General features: G+C 42.3%; 16 protein-coding genes. 13 read left to right on the top strand and 3 right to left on the bottom strand.

Annotated elements, in window-relative coordinates:
• The first annotated feature begins 65 nt into the window (after window positions 1–65).
• The 7 genes from ACFQ2J_RS06075 (at window position 66) to phoU (ending at window position 8,365) form a co-directional block, all read left to right on the top strand.
• A complete protein-coding gene (locus tag ACFQ2J_RS06075) occupies window positions 66–1,346 on the top strand; it encodes an MFS transporter (RefSeq protein WP_386057520.1) in 1,281 nt (426 codons plus the stop codon).
• An 84-nt stretch (window positions 1,347–1,430) separates the two neighbouring features.
• Window positions 1,431–3,632: a peptidoglycan D,D-transpeptidase FtsI family protein gene (locus ACFQ2J_RS06070; protein WP_386057518.1), complete on the top strand. Its 2,202-nt coding sequence runs from the start codon at window positions 1,431–1,433 to the stop codon at window positions 3,630–3,632.
• A gap of 258 nt (window positions 3,633–3,890) precedes the next feature.
• A complete protein-coding gene (locus ACFQ2J_RS06065; RefSeq protein ID WP_386057517.1) occupies window positions 3,891–4,892 on the top strand; it encodes a PstS family phosphate ABC transporter substrate-binding protein in 1,002 nt (333 codons plus the stop codon).
• 104 nt (window positions 4,893–4,996) lie between these two features.
• Entirely contained in the window at window positions 4,997–5,941 is a 945-nt protein-coding gene (gene pstC, locus ACFQ2J_RS06060) for a phosphate ABC transporter permease subunit PstC (protein WP_386057515.1), read from the top strand.
• On the top strand, window positions 5,941–6,819 hold the full coding sequence (pstA, locus tag ACFQ2J_RS06055; RefSeq protein ID WP_386057513.1) for a phosphate ABC transporter permease PstA: 879 nt from the start codon (window positions 5,941–5,943) through the stop codon (window positions 6,817–6,819). The genes pstC and pstA overlap by 1 nt, the downstream gene beginning before the upstream one ends.
• Before the next feature lie 23 nt (window positions 6,820–6,842).
• Window positions 6,843–7,676: a phosphate ABC transporter ATP-binding protein PstB gene (pstB, locus tag ACFQ2J_RS06050; RefSeq protein ID WP_386057512.1), complete on the top strand. Its 834-nt coding sequence runs from the start codon at window positions 6,843–6,845 to the stop codon at window positions 7,674–7,676.
• A 29-nt stretch (window positions 7,677–7,705) separates the two neighbouring features.
• Window positions 7,706–8,365 carry a phosphate signaling complex protein PhoU gene (gene phoU, locus ACFQ2J_RS06045; RefSeq protein WP_386057510.1) on the top strand — a complete coding sequence of 220 codons (660 nt, stop codon included), beginning with the start codon at window positions 7,706–7,708 and terminating at the stop codon, window positions 8,363–8,365.
• A 60-nt stretch (window positions 8,366–8,425) separates the two neighbouring features.
• On the opposite strand, the gene ACFQ2J_RS06040 is transcribed toward phoU, so the two are convergent.
• Complete coding sequence (locus tag ACFQ2J_RS06040) at window positions 8,426–8,941, bottom strand: hypothetical protein (RefSeq protein WP_386057508.1); 516 nt, start codon at window positions 8,939–8,941, stop codon at window positions 8,426–8,428.
• Window positions 8,942–8,965: 24 nt separating this feature from the next.
• Entirely contained in the window at window positions 8,966–9,322 is a 357-nt protein-coding gene (locus ACFQ2J_RS06035) for a hypothetical protein (RefSeq protein WP_386057506.1), read from the bottom strand.
• 196 nt (window positions 9,323–9,518) lie between these two features.
• Between ACFQ2J_RS06035 and rpmG the strand changes: the two genes are divergently transcribed.
• The 6 genes from rpmG to ACFQ2J_RS06005 all read left to right on the top strand — a co-directional run bounded on the left by rpmG (window position 9,519) and on the right by ACFQ2J_RS06005 (window position 14,392).
• Entirely contained in the window at window positions 9,519–9,668 is a 150-nt protein-coding gene (gene rpmG, locus ACFQ2J_RS06030) for a 50S ribosomal protein L33 (RefSeq protein ID WP_386057504.1), read from the top strand.
• 142 nt (window positions 9,669–9,810) lie between these two features.
• Window positions 9,811–10,368 (top strand): 5-formyltetrahydrofolate cyclo-ligase, encoded by a 558-nt coding sequence (locus ACFQ2J_RS06025; RefSeq protein WP_386057502.1) that lies wholly within the window; start codon window positions 9,811–9,813, stop codon window positions 10,366–10,368.
• A gap of 13 nt (window positions 10,369–10,381) precedes the next feature.
• Complete coding sequence (locus ACFQ2J_RS06020; protein ID WP_386057500.1) at window positions 10,382–11,395, top strand: ThiF family adenylyltransferase; 1,014 nt, start codon at window positions 10,382–10,384, stop codon at window positions 11,393–11,395.
• A 103-nt stretch (window positions 11,396–11,498) separates the two neighbouring features.
• Entirely contained in the window at window positions 11,499–12,455 is a 957-nt protein-coding gene (locus ACFQ2J_RS06015; protein WP_386057498.1) for an L-lactate dehydrogenase, read from the top strand.
• 60 nt (window positions 12,456–12,515) lie between these two features.
• Window positions 12,516–12,692, top strand: coding sequence for a hypothetical protein (locus ACFQ2J_RS06010; protein ID WP_386057496.1), 177 nt, complete (start codon window positions 12,516–12,518; stop codon window positions 12,690–12,692).
• 146 nt (window positions 12,693–12,838) lie between these two features.
• The gene (locus ACFQ2J_RS06005; protein ID WP_386057494.1) at window positions 12,839–14,392 is read left to right on the top strand and encodes a rhomboid family intramembrane serine protease; all 1,554 of its coding nucleotides are present in this window, start codon (window positions 12,839–12,841) and stop codon (window positions 14,390–14,392) included.
• On the opposite strand, the gene ACFQ2J_RS06000 is transcribed toward ACFQ2J_RS06005, so the two are convergent.
• Window positions 14,386–15,246, bottom strand: coding sequence for a hypothetical protein (locus ACFQ2J_RS06000; protein ID WP_386057492.1), 861 nt, complete (start codon window positions 15,244–15,246; stop codon window positions 14,386–14,388). The genes ACFQ2J_RS06005 and ACFQ2J_RS06000 overlap by 7 nt on opposite strands.
• Window positions 15,247–15,263: the final 17 nt, after the last annotated feature.

The raw sequence follows: 15,263 nt of genomic DNA, 5'->3' as shown, positions 1-15,263 counted from the left end.
CTAATCGTTTCGTATATCTCCTTTTCATTTGTGAAAACTAACGGTATGTAAAGGAGATTGGAGATATGAATAAGTTATTTCGTACGATTTTAGGACCAACAGAAGTCAATCGTGATTTATTGTTGCTATTGTTGATCGGTGGCCTTTACTCATTAGGGATTTTCCTTTCCAATACATTCGTCAACGTTTATCTTTGGAAGCAGACGAGTGGTGAGTACACAGCCATTGCTTTATATAATTTAAGTATATATATTTTGCAGCCGGTGACGTTCATTTTTGCAGGCAGGTGGGCGAAACGAGTCGACCGCGTCATTGTACTCAGGTCGGGGGTTGTGTTTTTATCCCTGTTTTTCATGGCGGTATTAATTGTCGGAGAACGAGCGGCACAATTCAATATTATGCTAGGTGCGTTACTCGGTATCGGCTATGGATTCTACTGGCTGGCATTCAATGTGCTTACGTTTGAAATAACCGAACCTGAAACGAGGGATTTCTTCAATGGATTCTTAGGATTGCTACAATCTTTTGGAGGAATGACCGGACCGATTCTTGCTGGATTTATTATTGCGAAAATGGAAGCTTTTACAGGATACACCGTTATTTTTACTGTATCCTTTTTACTTTTTATATGTGCTGTCATTGCAAGCTTTTTCCTGAAGCGGCGAAAAGCAAAGGGGAATTTTTCATTCAAACGGATCATCCAGGAAAGAAAAACGAATATCCATTGGAGGAGAATCCTTTATGCTCATGTATTCCAGGGCTTAAGAGAAGGTACATTCCTTTTCGTCATCACGATTTGGGTGTACATTACGACACAAAGTGAGCTTTCACTTGGAATGTTCAATCTGGTCTATTCTGGATCAGCTTTCGTACTCTACTTCCTGGCTTCCAAGTGGATCAAACCGAGAATGAGGAAATGGGCAATCTTTATCGGAGGGACGTCCCTTTACCTTTCCTTGACTATTCTGCTGATGGAATTGAACTTCACGACGCTGTTGATTTACGCAGCAATCATCGGAGTCTCTTATCCAATTCTTTATGTGCCGTATATTTCTTTGACGTACGATGTGATTGGGAAGGCGTGGAAAGCTGCGGAGATGCGGATCGAATATATTGTCGTAAGAGAACTCTTCCTTAATACAGGGAGGATCATTTCCATTGTCATTTTCCTGACTGGTATTACACTCTTTGGGGCGGAAACAGCCATTCCTTATATCCTGTTGCTTGTAGGCTCTGGTCATTTTTGGATCTACTTTTTCATTAAAGACATCAATTTGAAAAAACAACATGGTACAGATGAACTGCTCGGAGCGGAGCCGACTGTAACTGGCAGTAAGAACAGGTAAATAGTCGATTCGTATCATGTTTCAATCTGTAATGAAAATGATATAATGGGGAAAGTGATTTTGAAGAATTAAAGGGGGAGGACGATGGGGAACAAAAAGGATAAAAAGAAGAAAAAGTCGCACCTTCCTTTTCGGTTGAATATATTATTTTTTGTCATCTTTTTACTGTTTTCCACATTGATTTTGCAACTTGGGGTCGTTCAGATACTGAACGGGGAAGACTTCCAGGAGAAAATCGATCGTACAGTGAATACCACTGTACATACACCGGTACCAAGAGGAAAAATGTATGACCGATTCGGAAGAGTGATCGTCGATAATAAGCCGCTTTATTCGATCACTTACACACCTCCAAAAGGGGTACAGCCTCATGATCGACTGGAGCTTGCACAAAAGCTTACCCAGTATATCGATATGGGGGATCAAAAAGAGATTGAAGCGAAAGTAAGGCTTCGCGATCGAAAAGAATATTTCTATTTATTGAACGAAGATGAAGTACGTTCACGGATCAGTGATGAAGAATCTGAAAAGCTTGATGGCGGTGAAGAATATCAGTTGATGCTTGATCGTATCGAGGAAGAAGAAGTCGATGGTTATTCAATAGAAGAACTTGAGGTCATAGCGATCAAGAAAGAATTGGACCAGGCTTCCGAACTTGCTCCACACGTTATCAAGAATGAGGATATATCCGTAGAGGAGTTTGCTACGGTGGCTGAGAATCTAAACAAACTGGCAGGGATCAATGTAACATCTGACTGGGTTAGACAGTATCCTCTAGGTGGTACTTTCCGAAATTATATTGGTAGCATTACCAGCAGTAAACAAGGTATTCCTCGATCTAATCTCGACTATTATCTGTCACTGGATTACAGCCGTAATGATCGTGTCGGTGAAAGTGGATTGGAGAAAGAATATGAAAGCTACTTGCGCGGAATAAAAGAAAAAGTCCGCTACCTTACTGATAAAGATCAAAATGTGGTAGAGACCGAAGTAGTAAGAGAAGGTTCGAGAGGTAACGACCTTCTGCTTTCCATTGATATGGAATTACAGGCAAAGGTCGATGAAATCGTAAAGAAAAGGCTGAAGGAAGTCATCCAGAAGTCGCCTTATAACAATCGCTTTGCAGAAGATGCAATGGTTGCGATGATGGACCCTAACACAGGGGAAGTGCTGGCGCTTAGTGGATGGACGTATAATCGTGATCGCGATAAAGATGAACCTGAATTCTACGATCGCTCGTACAAAGTAATTCAGGAGCAGCATCTTCCTGGTTCAACGGTTAAAGGTGCGAGTGTGTTGACAGCCTTGCATGAAGGTGTCTTTCAGCCGGGACATACTATCTATGATAGACCGTTGATTGTGCCTGGTGAAAATGGGCAGCCGTTGAAAAAAGGTTCCTATCGCCAATTGGGACTAGTGAATGATATTTCAGCATTAAAGTATTCTTCAAACGTCTACATGTTCCTGGCTGCATACCGGCTCGGAGGAGATAGGTATGAACCGATGGGTAAATTAGATTTCAAAGCCGATACTTATGAAAGACTGCATTATTATTTCAATCAGTTTGGATTAGGAGTGAAAACTGGTATTGATATGCCGTCTGAATCTCGAGGACTTGTAGGTACCAATCCGGAAGATCAGGGTAATATGCTGGACTTCATGATTGGCCAGTACGATACTTATACAGCAATGCAGTTAGCTCAATATGTATCGACAATTGCAAATGGGGGCTATCGTATCCGTCCACATATCGTCAGCGAAGTCAGAAAACCGATCAATGAAAAAGGTGAACTTGGACCATTACTTGAAAAGAATGACACCGATGTGCTCAATCGGATCGAAATGGATGAATCCCTGATTAAACGGGTCCAGGAAGGGTTCAGACAAGTCGCGCAAAGTTCTGGAGGTACTGCATATACTGTATTTCAAGGACTTGTCCCTGAATATGACAAACCTGCGGAATACAGTCCAGCTGCAAAAACTGGAACTGCTGAAAACACTGCTTATATTAGGGATGACGAAGGGAATATTATAGATGGAGTTGATACGGAAAATCATACACTTGTAGGATATGCCCCCCATGATAACCCTGAAGTAGCATATTCTGTCATCGTACCGAACCTTAAAAAAGGATACAGCTACAACGTCAACAAACTGATCGGCAGAGACATTCTTGATGCATATTTTGAACTGAAAAAAGAACGTCAGGAACAAGGCGTCGATATGGATCTCACCGACGAAGATAAAGAAGATACAGAGGAAGACGAAGAATCTGAACAAGAGTGATACCTTAGGGTGTCACTCTTTTTTTTGTCCAGAAAATTACATCATTTATTGAAATTATTGGGACACTATCTAAAGGCATGGCACCTGCCGCACCATATCAAGGGTCTAAGTATGAATTTCGACAATATACAAGAAAATCACCCAATTTACAAAACCTTAACATCTGATTTATATAGCTTTAATACTTGGGACTTAAGATATGAATTGTAGGTTGGTCAAGCCAATCAAAAATACTACAGATACGTAGGGGGAAAAGAAATGAAGAACTTTAAGCACTTCGCACTATTATTCACACTTATCCTAATGCTCGGTGCATTGGCTGCTTGTGGCAACGCACCAGAAGATGCAGAAGGTACTGATGATTCAAATTCATCAGATAGTAATGGAGAATCTGCTGAAGGCGGAGAAGCAGTATCAGGAGCAATTGCAATTGATGGATCTTCTACCGTATTCCCTATCATGGAAGCATTGACGTATGAATACAACAAAGAAAATCCTGATGTGAATGTAACAGTAAATACTTCAGGTTCCGGTGGTGGCTTCAAAAAGTCAACAAAAGGTGAAATCGACCTAAGTAACGCTTCCCGACCTATCAAAGAAGAAGAGAAAGCAACAGCTGAAGAAAATGGAATTGAATTGAAAGAATTGGAACTCGCGAAAGATGGACTTTCTGTAGTAGTTAGTAAACAAAATGACTTTGTCGATGAATTAACAATCGAACAACTTCGTCAAATCTTCCTTGATGAATCAGATGCTACAAAGTGGTCAGATCTCAATCCTGAATGGCCGGAAGAAACAATCAAAATCTACAGCCCAGGACATGACTCTGGTACATTTGATTACTTCAATGAAGTGATTCTTGAAGAGAAGCCGATGAAAGAAGGCGAAAATACAACACTATCTGAAGATGACAACGTACTAGTTCGTGGAATCGAAAGTGACCCTAACGCAATCGGATTCTTTGGATACGCGTACTATGCGGAAAACGAAGATAAATTGAAAGTGCTTGGAATCGATGCTGGTGAAGGTGCAGTAAAACCTAACCCTGATACGATCCAAAGTGGTGAGTACAGCCCACTATCTCGTCCACTATTCACTTATGTGAACATGGATTCTCTAACAGAGAAACCACAAGTCGCTGACTTCACGAAGTACGCACTTGAAAACGCTGGAGATGCAGCGGAGCAGGTTGGATATGTTGCGCTTCCAGAAGACAAGTATAAAGAACAGATCAGTATGATCGAAGACGCTACTAAATAATCTGTGATGTATGTGCGGGGAGGGTGAGGCGACGCCTCACCTTGCCTTGCGTTTTGAATTAAAGAGGGGAAACAACAAGGGTATTGGATGAAAGGAGCTTTATGATGGGCAAAGCCTTGCAAACTGAGGAGAAAAACATTAATGTCCAACAGCTTATCCAGCAAAAGAAACAGAAACGGAACATGTCACAAACGATAGAAAAAATCATTCCGTTCTTATTGTTGGCGTGTGCAGCTGTCAGTGTATTGACCACTGTGGGGATTTTGTTCACCCTGTTAAGAGAATCAATAACATTCTTTACAGATGTGAACATTTTCGACTTCTATACAGGAACAAAATGGTCGCCATGGAGTAATCACTTTGGTGTCCTTCCATTAATTACAGGTACTTTACTGATTACAGTCATAGCTATTTTGGTCGCTGTTCCACTGGGCTTGATGTCAGCCATTTTTTTGAGTGAGTATGCAAGCGATCGTGTAAGAAGAATAGTTAAACCTACACTTGAAGTTTTAGCCGGTATTCCTACAGTAGTGTACGGGTATTTCGCTTTGACTTTTGTGACACCTGTCCTGCAGAACTTTTTTGATCTTGTCATTTTCAATGCATTAAGTGCTGGTATCGTGGTTGGTATCATGATCATTCCGATGATTGCTTCCCTATCTGAGGATGCGATGAATGCAGTTCCAAATAGCTTAAGAGAAGGGGCTCTTGCAATGGGAGCAACCAGGTTTGAAGTTGCTGTCAAAGTCGTCCTTCCAGCTGCATTTTCAGGGATTGTAGCATCAATCGTCCTTGCGATTTCACGTGCAATCGGTGAAACGATGATCGTAACCATCGCAGCAGGTGCATCTCCTGCTTTGACGTTCGATCCTACGCGCTCCATCGAGACGTTGACCGCATTCATCGTTCAAGGCGCGACAGGAGATACGACATTCGGATCCACCATCTACTACAGCATTTATGCCGTAGGTGTGACCTTATTCGTATTCACACTTGGAATGAACCTGCTATCTCAATGGGTATCCCGAAAGTTTAAGGAGGATTACTGATGCAGATGATCAATCATGATTCAATACAAAAAAGAAGCGGCGGCAGAGTACTCCTTAATAAAGTGTTCAAAGGGTTGTTCTTTTTATCAACTACCGTAGGACTGATCTTTCTTGCACTTCTGTTATATCGCGTATTGACTCAAGGAATTGGATACTTGAGCACAGATTTCATCATGAACTTCCCTGCCCCATTCCCTGAAGAAGCTGGGATTTTCGCTGGACTTATCGGTTCGATGATGATGATGGGGATCGTAGCCCCGGTTGCAATCATCATCGGAGTAGGTACAGCCATTTACTTGGAAGAATATGCACCTAAGAATCGCTGGACGACGTTCATTCGCGTCAATATCCAAAATCTGGCCGGGGTTCCGTCAATTGTTTATGGATTATTAGGACTTACCTTTTTTGTTTACATGCTGCAGATGGGGTACACATTGATTGCTGGTGGATTGACGATGGCATTGCTTGTACTTCCTGTAATCGTAGTTGCGGCTCAGGAAGCGGTCCGTTCGATTCCAAATGAACTGAAAGAGGCTTCGTATGGAATGGGGGCTTCTAAATGGCAAACTGTACAACGTGTCATTTTACCTGCTGCGGTACCTGGGATTTTGACTGGTACGATCCTTTCCTTATCCCGGGCAATTGGTGAAACTGCACCGTTGATCATTGTTGGAGCTGCTACAGCCATTTACACGACACCTGATTCTCTATTTGCAAAGTACACGGTCATGCCGATTCAGATTTTCAACTGGACAGGCAGACCTCAGGAAGAATGGCAGTTCGTTGCAGCAGCTGGGATCATTGTCCTATTGGCGGTATTGCTGCTGATGAATGCAATTGCAGTCTGGATTCGAAACAAATTCCAAAAACGTTACTAACCTTGGATGCAGGAGGGTTTTGAATGACTACCATCGTAAAAGAGAGGAACAGACAAAAGCAGGAAAACAGAAATCTTCAAAAAAGAGGGTTGGATGAAACTATGAATAATGTATTTGAAGTAAAGGATCTGAATCTCTGGTATGGCAATGACCAGGCACTTTATGAAGTTTCAATGGACGTACCTGAAAATAAGGTGACTGCAATCATTGGACCTTCCGGTTGTGGAAAGTCCACATATCTGAAGACGTTGAATCGTATGGTAGAAATGGTACCGATCGTCAAAACATCAGGTTCCATTAAATATAAAGGGCAAGAGATTTTCAACGGGAAATACCGCGTTGAAGATCTCCGCACAAAAGTAGGTATGGTGTTCCAAAAGCCGAATCCATTTCCTAAATCCATCTATGACAACATCGCTTATGGTCCAAGAATCCACGGCATCAAGAAAAAAGCGGAGTTGGATAAGATCGTTGAAAAAAGCCTTCGAGGAGCGGCGATCTGGGACGAAGTAAAAGACCGACTTAACGAGAACGCATTCGGGCTTTCCGGAGGACAGCAGCAGCGTATATGTATCGCGCGTGCCCTTGCAATCGAACCGGATGTAATCCTGATGGATGAACCGACTTCTGCTTTGGATCCGATTTCCACTGCTAAAGTTGAAGACCTCGTACAGGAACTGAAAAAGAACTACAGCATCATCATCGTCACGCATAATATGCAGCAGGCAGCTCGTATATCGGATAAGACAGCATTTTTCCTTAATGGGGAAATGGTTGAATTTGCAGAAACTGATGACCTGTTTTCCAACCCTAAAGATAAACGTACAGAAGATTATATCACTGGTCGATTCGGATAATCCGTTTGAGGATAGAAAGGGGATAACACATGACTTTTCGCGTGCAATTCGAGGAAGGACTCAGCCAGCTTAGAACCCACATCAAAGAACTTGCCTTAGATACAAAAGAGGCGTTGAATCGAGCGATTGATGCTTTATACAACCAGGACGTAGTAACAGCAAAGCAAATCATGGAGGATGACAACAAAATAGACGACAAAGAAGTTCAAATAAATGAAGAAACGATCCTTATGATTGCAAAACAGCAGCCGGTAGCTACAGATCTGCGTCGATTGATCATTGCATTGAAGATTTCTTCTGATTTGGAACGGATGGCGGATCATGCAACGAATATCGCTAAAGCCACCATCCATTTGGGTAAAGACCATTCGCTTACAGTTTCACCAGAGCTTAAAGAGATGGCAAGTGTAGCGGCGGATATGCTAGACCTTTCCATCAAAGCGTTTGAAAATGAAGATATCACACTAGCCAGGAAGCTTGGTGAAATGGACGATATCATTGATGAAAAGTACGGTGAAGTCATCAGGGAAATGCTGGAGCAGACAGCAGTGAACCCTGAACAAATCCAGCACATCATGCAAATGGCCTTCAGTGCCCGCTATATTGAACGTTTTGCTGATCACATCACGAACATCGGTGAAAATATCTTCTATCTTGTCAAAGGGAAACCATACGATTTGAACGATTAAGGTCCAGATCTGCACTAACATAAAAACGCTTGGATGCTTCCAAGCGTTTTTGTGATGGTGCTATTTAGATGTAATCGTATCAGCTATTTCTCTGTAACTCATATCTTCAGTCACCTTGAATGTTCCAATTTGGATGAACCTGCTGTAATCCTTTGCCTGCATATAATCGTCAAAGGAATCGACATCTTCGAGAAGCCCTGCTTCGTTCAATTCACGGCTGATATCCATGGAACTCATACCTGTTTCAACCGTAAGCTGATAACCTTCTGAGTTGTCCTGATTCTCACTAGACTCTTCCTCGTTTTGAGATTCATCTGAAGTATTTTCCTGATTTTCAGGTATGTTCTCAGAACCCGATTCTTTTTCAGGCTGCTTATCCATAGAAGAATGTTCTTCAGGTGCTGTAGTTGAACTGACTTCATATCCTTCTGAACTGAGATGATCGATCATCTCCTGATTTGTCGGGGGTGTTGTTTCTGCGCTTGTATCGGTTGTATCCTGAGTCAGATAGCTGATGCCTAATATTGCACTTACAGTCAGCAAACCAAGTGCAAATGCACGGATTGTATGTTTCATTAGCAAACTCCTTATGTGTGAAAATCAATTGAAGTGTTTGATGATCGAGTGTACGTCATGTTCTTTCAATTCTGTACGATGTGCGATTTCTTTAGCATTGTATCCATCGTTATGTAGACGCTTTACTTTGGAAACGAGTGGAGTACCTCCTGTCATGCGGGGCGAGTTCCCAGCGGGGAGAAGCTCCTCCGTAATATCGGGAGCAAGCAGTTCTTCTTCCAATACCTTGATCTTCTGTTTGATCTGGTAGGAATCCTGCATGCTGGAGATCGTCTGCTGCTCCAGTTGCTCCTCCAGCTCTTTGAAACGGTCGTTCATGAAAAAAGAGAGGATGAATAGAACCGCTCCAATGGTTCCTGTCGTTATGATTATGGTCAGCATTGCATTCACTCCTATGTAGTATACATTTACATTTATATCATATGATCCTTACTTTTTCTATATTTCGACATAAAATGATATTGATTAACTGTGTAAATCCTCTTGAAAGCAAGGGGGATATTTGGTACTATGAATAAGTCTGATATTTAGATGAATAGATGATAATTGAAAAGAGATTAGATATGGAGGGATACTCATGCGTGTAAACATTACACTTGCTTGCACTGAAACTGGTGACCGCAATTACATTTCTACTAAAAACAAGCGTACGAACCCAGAGCGCTTGGAACTGAAAAAATATAGCCCACGCTTGCGCAAATACACTTTGCACCGTGAAACTAAGTAAAACAGTAGGATTTAATCCTACTGTTTTTTTTATTTTTAAATTCATACCGAACGAAACATAGTGACGGACATTTGGTTATTTCTTATGGTACCCTCAAATTATAATAGGAACATCACCTTTGATTTGCATGGGAGGAAACGAAATGGACAAGACACAGTTGAGAGCACGGGGGAAAAAGATTCTTTCTGAACTTAATCCAGAAGATAAGAAAAGGATAGAACATTCTTTCTACCTCCACCTTTTCAAGTCTGACATATGGAAGAAAGCAATCAGCATAGGCGTCACTGTCTCTCAGGAAAGTGAATGGAATACAGAGCCGATCATCCGTCAAGCATGGGATGAAAATAAATTTACCGTAGTACCGAAATGTGAACCAAAATCGAAGCGGTTGGACTTTTATAAGTTGGATGATTTCGATCAGCTTGAAACGGTTTATTTCGGCTTGAAGGAACCTGATCCCACAAAAACAGAACCGTTAAAGAAAAGTCAAATCGATCTCCTTATCGTTCCTGGGTTGATTTATGACAGGCATGGTTTCAGAGTAGGATTCGGCGGAGGTTATTACGATCGTTTCCTGGAGAATTATGAAGGTGAGACCGTATCATTAGCTGCTTCAAATCAAATCGTCGAAACGATTCCAAAAGATGAATTCGACATACCTGTAAATCATCTAATTACCGAAGAAGGTTTTCTTTATTGAAAGGGTGAGAGGTGTGAATGATGAGCGTTATTCACGACAAGTATTATTTTCTCCGATTGGACGCGATGGTCAGGAGAAGCTCAATGAGAGCAGTGTATTGATCATTGGTGCTGGCGCACTGGGAACAGTAGTCGCCAATCATCTTGTAAGAGCAGGGGTTGGAAAAATACGAATCGTTGATCGGGATTATGTGGAGCCAAGCAACCTTCAGCGGCAGATGTTATATACTGAAGAGGATGCAAGCCGCATGCTACCGAAAGCGGTTGCTGCTAAACAGCGTCTGTCAGTAATCAATTCTTCGGTAGAAGTGGAAGCGCATGTCATGGATGTGACGGCTGAACAAATGGAGAAGCTGACTACTGGAGTGGATATCATCATTGATGGCACAGATAACTTCTCTACAAGATACATAATCAATGATGCTTCCTTTAAATACAATATCCCATTTTCTTATGGGGGCGCTGTAAGTTCCAGGGGGATGACGGCATTTTTTGTGCCTGGTAAGACTCCATGCCTGCGATGTATCATCCCTGATGGTGCAGGTAATGGTCAGACGTGTGATACTGCTGGAGTGATTGCTCCTGTTGTCGACATGGTTGCTTCCTTGCAGGTAACCGAAGCTATCAAATGGCTGACTGACAACAAAGGGGCCTTACGCAACGATCTGTACAGCTTCGATCTCTGGAAGAACACGCAATTTTCAATGAAGCTTAGCAACCCTCGAAAGCAGTGCACCACCTGTCAGACAAAAGAATACCCATACCTTTCCGGAGAAGCAGGTAAGGTACAGCAGGTGCTTTGTGGGAGAGATACAATCCAATTTCATCATCGACATGCTTTCGATTTGGAGGAATGGGCAAATACACTGGGAAAAGTCGCCGAAGTAAAGCATACGCCATTCCTTATTAAAGCGGAAATTGATGATGGTATTCACCTCGTACTGTTCAGCGATGGAAGAGTGCTTGTACAGGGGACCACAGAAGTAGCAAAAGCCAGATCCTACTATGACCGTTTCATCGGTTCTTGAAAAGTTTAACGAATCGTCATTTTTGCAGCGCTTACACGAAACATTCCTTTACTAAGAACGGGTACAATGAAAGAGTAGAAGTCATCATTAGGGAGGGAAAGTAATGGAAAGAGTGAATCGTGTCGTAGTGATCGGTACCGGGTTTGTCGGATCCAGTTATGCATTTGCAATGTTGAATCAAGGGGTTGCAGATGAACTGGTGTTGATCGATTTGAATAAGGATAAGACAGAAGGAGATGTCATGGACCTCAATCATGGCCTACCATTTGCACCTTCTCATACAAAGATATGGCATGGAGATTATAGCGATTGCAAACAGGCGGACCTTGTAGTAATCACCGCAGGTGCAAATCAGAAACCTGGAGAAACGCGTTTGGATCTGATCGAAAAGAATGCTGCTATTTTCAAATCGATCGTCCATGACATCATGGCCAATGGATTTGATGGAATCCTGCTTGTAGCTACAAACCCTGTCGATGTGCTCACTTATATGACATGGAAGTTTTCAGGACTGCCTGCACACCGGGTCATCGGTTCGGGTACGATTTTGGATACAGCCCGTTTCCGTTATCTGATTGGTGACTATTTCGACGTGGACACAAGAAACATCCATGCTTATATCATCGGTGAACATGGAGACTCCGAGCTTCCTGTATGGAGTCATGCGAATGTGGCGGGTAAATCGGTCAAAGAACTCATCAGGGGTTCAAACACTTACCAGATGGAGGATTTGGAAAAACTTTTCATCAATGTAAGGGATGCTGCCTATCATATCATTGATCGGAAAGGTGCCACCTATTATGGAATAGCTATGGGTTTGGTAAGACTGACAAAAGCGATCCTGCATAACGAGAATGCTGTACTGACAGTCTCCACCTTCCTTTCCGGACAATACGGGCAGGAAGACCTCTATATCGGAGTGCCTGCGATTATCAACCGTGCAGGAGTAAGGGAAGTGGTGGAACTTGGACTTGATCCCGATGAACAAGAAAAACTCCACCATTCATCTGAACTGCTGAAGAAAACGATGAACGCATTAGATGGCGGAATGATTCAGTAGAATAAATGATCGGCTGATGTGGAAAATAAGGACATCATTGTAGTTGAGAGGATGTCAGATATGAAAACCGCACTGCCTACGATCATTGGAGTGATATTGCTTTACGTGATTTTTCACTATCGTTTCCGATTGCTGCAGAAATTGCTGGCTTTGCAGTTGCTAAGGAAGTGCATCGCAGTCTTTCTGGTGAACATGCCGACAATAAGAGAACGTCTTCTCCGCCAGACGTTCCTATAGAATCAGCAAGATCAGCTCAGAGATCCAAGATTTATCTCTGGGCTGTTTTCTGTCCATTTATTTAAGGGTACATGAAATAGAAGCTTAACTTTTTTGCTGAGAAGGGTTGTTCACATGATATGATGAAAGAAGGGAGGAGCCGAACCATGTATATCGAGAATATGTATTACTTTTGGACGCTGACACAGGAGCTTGTCGTCAAACAGGGCTTCGAAATCCTGCATGTGAACGACCAGAAAAATGAAGTATGGCTGGAAAAAGAAATCGATAAGAAAAATCATGTTGTCCGATTACTGATGGAACAATTCGACTGGTCCAATCAGCTGAATCGGGATATCGATCGCATCCTCCATCACATGAAACGCAATCATAGGATGTTTGTTGGGAAAGAAATCGCCGTACATTCCGTCTATGTATCCGAATACCCTCCTGTTGATGATTGGAATAACAGGGAAGAACCGATCAAAATCAAGGGAAATAAAGAAGTCCGTTTGACTGTGCACTTTCTCGATGCAGAGCAAAGACAAACCAACGAGGCGACTTTATTCGAAATGCTCTCCCTTCCTAATGAACAAACAGGAACCGAAAAGGAAGTCACCGAAAAAGAACAGATGCTCCCTTATATCAAACAAAATATCCTTCTTCATGCAAAAAAGAAGCAGAAGGAGAAGGAAAATCTTTTCAATTATGGAAAGCCGCTGATCACCTACCTTCTGCTTGTGTTGAACATTATTATATTCGCATATATCGAATGGAATGGGTCAAGCACCTCTGTAACAAATCTTGTACAATATGGTGCTAAATATAATCCCGCCATTGTCGATGGAGAATGGTGGAGGATCATCAGTTCCATGTTCCTGCATATTGGATATCTTCATCTGATCATGAATATGCTTGCATTGTATTATTTGGGAGTTGCAGTAGAACGGATCTATGGTACCGCTCGATTTACAATTATCTACCTTCTTGCGGGAATTTTCGGGGGACTTGCGAGCTTTGCATTCAATCCACATGTTGCGGCCGGTGCTTCAGGAGCGATTTTTGGATTGTTTGGTGCCTTGTTGTTTTTTGGAGTAAAGCATAAGAAAATATTTTTTCGGACGATGGGAAGCAATTTATTATTCATCATTGGTTTGAACATTGTATTGGGCCTTTCCGTACCCCAGATTGATAATGGCGCACACCTTGGGGGATTGGCGGGAGGTTTCCTTGCCAGTGCAATCGTCCATTTGCCTAAGAATAGACAACCGATATGGCAGGGCACAGCATTGCTTGGCTATCTGATTGCTTTCACGGTACTTGGCACTTACGGTTACAACAACGATGAGAATACACAGCACACTGCCTTGGATGTTGAAATAACGAGTCAGTGGAATGAAGAGGGGAAATACGAAGAAGCTGTGGAATTGGCGACAGAGGCAATTCAAAAAGGCGGACAATTTGAGAAGGAGTTGTATTTCAACCGCTCCTTTGCATATTATCAGCTGGATAAGGAAGAAGATTTTCAAAAAGACCTGGAACGTGCAATCGAGATCGCAAATGAAAGGAACGAAGAATTTCCTGAAGCGCACTATAACCTGGCATTACTTTACAATGAGCAGGGAGAAAAGGAAAAAGCAGCTTACCATGCCAAGCAAGCTGCCGAACAACGACCTTCTGATGATACATTCCGTGAACTGAATGAAACGTTGAATCAGTAACGCTGAATCAACTGTTCTTTGTTTCCTTTATCATCTTCGAACAGTACCATCAAATGCGTACCATTCTTGTCGAATAGAACAAGTGGGATGTAACTTTGGATTGGATGTCCTGAATTTTTGGCGTCTGCGATCCCAAGCACATAATTTTTATACAGCCCTTCCCATAGCTGGCCGAGGATCCGTGAAGTTTCTTGCTGGGAGACACCGGGAATCGCTGTGTTTTCAAATTTTTGGATGTCTGTCAGTGGAACAGCGACATAGTTGTCGACGTCGATGTTGAAATGCAGTAACAAGTCATCCCATTGGTAATCCAATTGCTGATTAAGTGAATGCTGCAGTTTATCTACCCATTCTTTTTGCTGGGCATTATCCGGTTGTTTGAAAGATTCTAAAGGCGTGTGAGGAGAGTCTATGACGTAAAGCTGATCATAAGAGGTTTTCTGGATGCTTTTGATGACGTCTTCAGGGTAATGCACTTCCCCATGGTGGAAAGTGATCGCCTGATACAAGCTGCTGTCTTCTCCGTGGATGGATGTTACCTGTTCGATGGTCTGACCATCTTCCTTCCATTTATTAAGGATGCCGCGCAGTTGTCCATTAACATACAAGAGGGACAGGTCCTGTCTTAAATACATAGGTTCACTGCTTGTCGAGGTTGTCTCCCAGTCCACTTCGTACTCATCCGTGTCTTTCTGGTCGTGGAAACTGAGCGTCGTCTTTGCATCAGTAAATGTTTTCGACGTATCAAGCGGAAAGTATTTGATGACATTTTCTACATTAGGTGCAGCGGTGAAATAGACGAACAGCATCCATATACCAGCTAATGTAATTCCGATCCAAACATATTTTTTCATACCGTTATCCCCTTTTT

The sequence above is a fragment of the Thalassobacillus hwangdonensis genome, from assembly GCF_042675915.1.
Taxonomy (GTDB): domain Bacteria; phylum Bacillota; class Bacilli; order Bacillales; family Halobacillaceae; genus Thalassobacillus_A; species Thalassobacillus_A hwangdonensis.
This window is presented reverse-complemented; position numbering and strand designations above follow the sequence as displayed.

What these genes read in the sequence shown, in the direction of transcription:
- ACFQ2J_RS06075 (WP_386057520.1), top strand. Translation starts at nt 66, where the DNA reads ATGAATAAGTTATTTCGTACGATTTTAGGACCAACAGAAGTCAATCGT.
- ACFQ2J_RS06070 (WP_386057518.1), top strand. Translation starts at nt 1,431, where the DNA reads ATGGGGAACAAAAAGGATAAAAAGAAGAAAAAGTCGCACCTTCCTTTT.
- ACFQ2J_RS06065 (WP_386057517.1), top strand. Translation starts at nt 3,891, where the DNA reads ATGAAGAACTTTAAGCACTTCGCACTATTATTCACACTTATCCTAATG.
- pstC (WP_386057515.1), top strand. Translation starts at nt 4,997, where the DNA reads ATGGGCAAAGCCTTGCAAACTGAGGAGAAAAACATTAATGTCCAACAG.
- pstA (WP_386057513.1), top strand. Translation starts at nt 5,941, where the DNA reads ATGCAGATGATCAATCATGATTCAATACAAAAAAGAAGCGGCGGCAGA.
- pstB (WP_386057512.1), top strand. Translation starts at nt 6,843, where the DNA reads ATGACTACCATCGTAAAAGAGAGGAACAGACAAAAGCAGGAAAACAGA.
- phoU (WP_386057510.1), top strand. Translation starts at nt 7,706, where the DNA reads ATGACTTTTCGCGTGCAATTCGAGGAAGGACTCAGCCAGCTTAGAACC.
- ACFQ2J_RS06040 (WP_386057508.1), bottom strand. Translation starts at nt 8,941, where the DNA reads ATGAAACATACAATCCGTGCATTTGCACTTGGTTTGCTGACTGTAAGT.
- ACFQ2J_RS06035 (WP_386057506.1), bottom strand. Translation starts at nt 9,322, where the DNA reads ATGCTGACCATAATCATAACGACAGGAACCATTGGAGCGGTTCTATTC.
- rpmG (WP_386057504.1), top strand. Translation starts at nt 9,519, where the DNA reads ATGCGTGTAAACATTACACTTGCTTGCACTGAAACTGGTGACCGCAAT.
- ACFQ2J_RS06025 (WP_386057502.1), top strand. Translation starts at nt 9,811, where the DNA reads ATGGACAAGACACAGTTGAGAGCACGGGGGAAAAAGATTCTTTCTGAA.
- ACFQ2J_RS06015 (WP_386057498.1), top strand. Translation starts at nt 11,499, where the DNA reads ATGGAAAGAGTGAATCGTGTCGTAGTGATCGGTACCGGGTTTGTCGGA.
- ACFQ2J_RS06010 (WP_386057496.1), top strand. Translation starts at nt 12,516, where the DNA reads ATGAAAACCGCACTGCCTACGATCATTGGAGTGATATTGCTTTACGTG.
- ACFQ2J_RS06005 (WP_386057494.1), top strand. Translation starts at nt 12,839, where the DNA reads ATGTATATCGAGAATATGTATTACTTTTGGACGCTGACACAGGAGCTT.
- ACFQ2J_RS06000 (WP_386057492.1), bottom strand. Translation starts at nt 15,246, where the DNA reads ATGAAAAAATATGTTTGGATCGGAATTACATTAGCTGGTATATGGATG.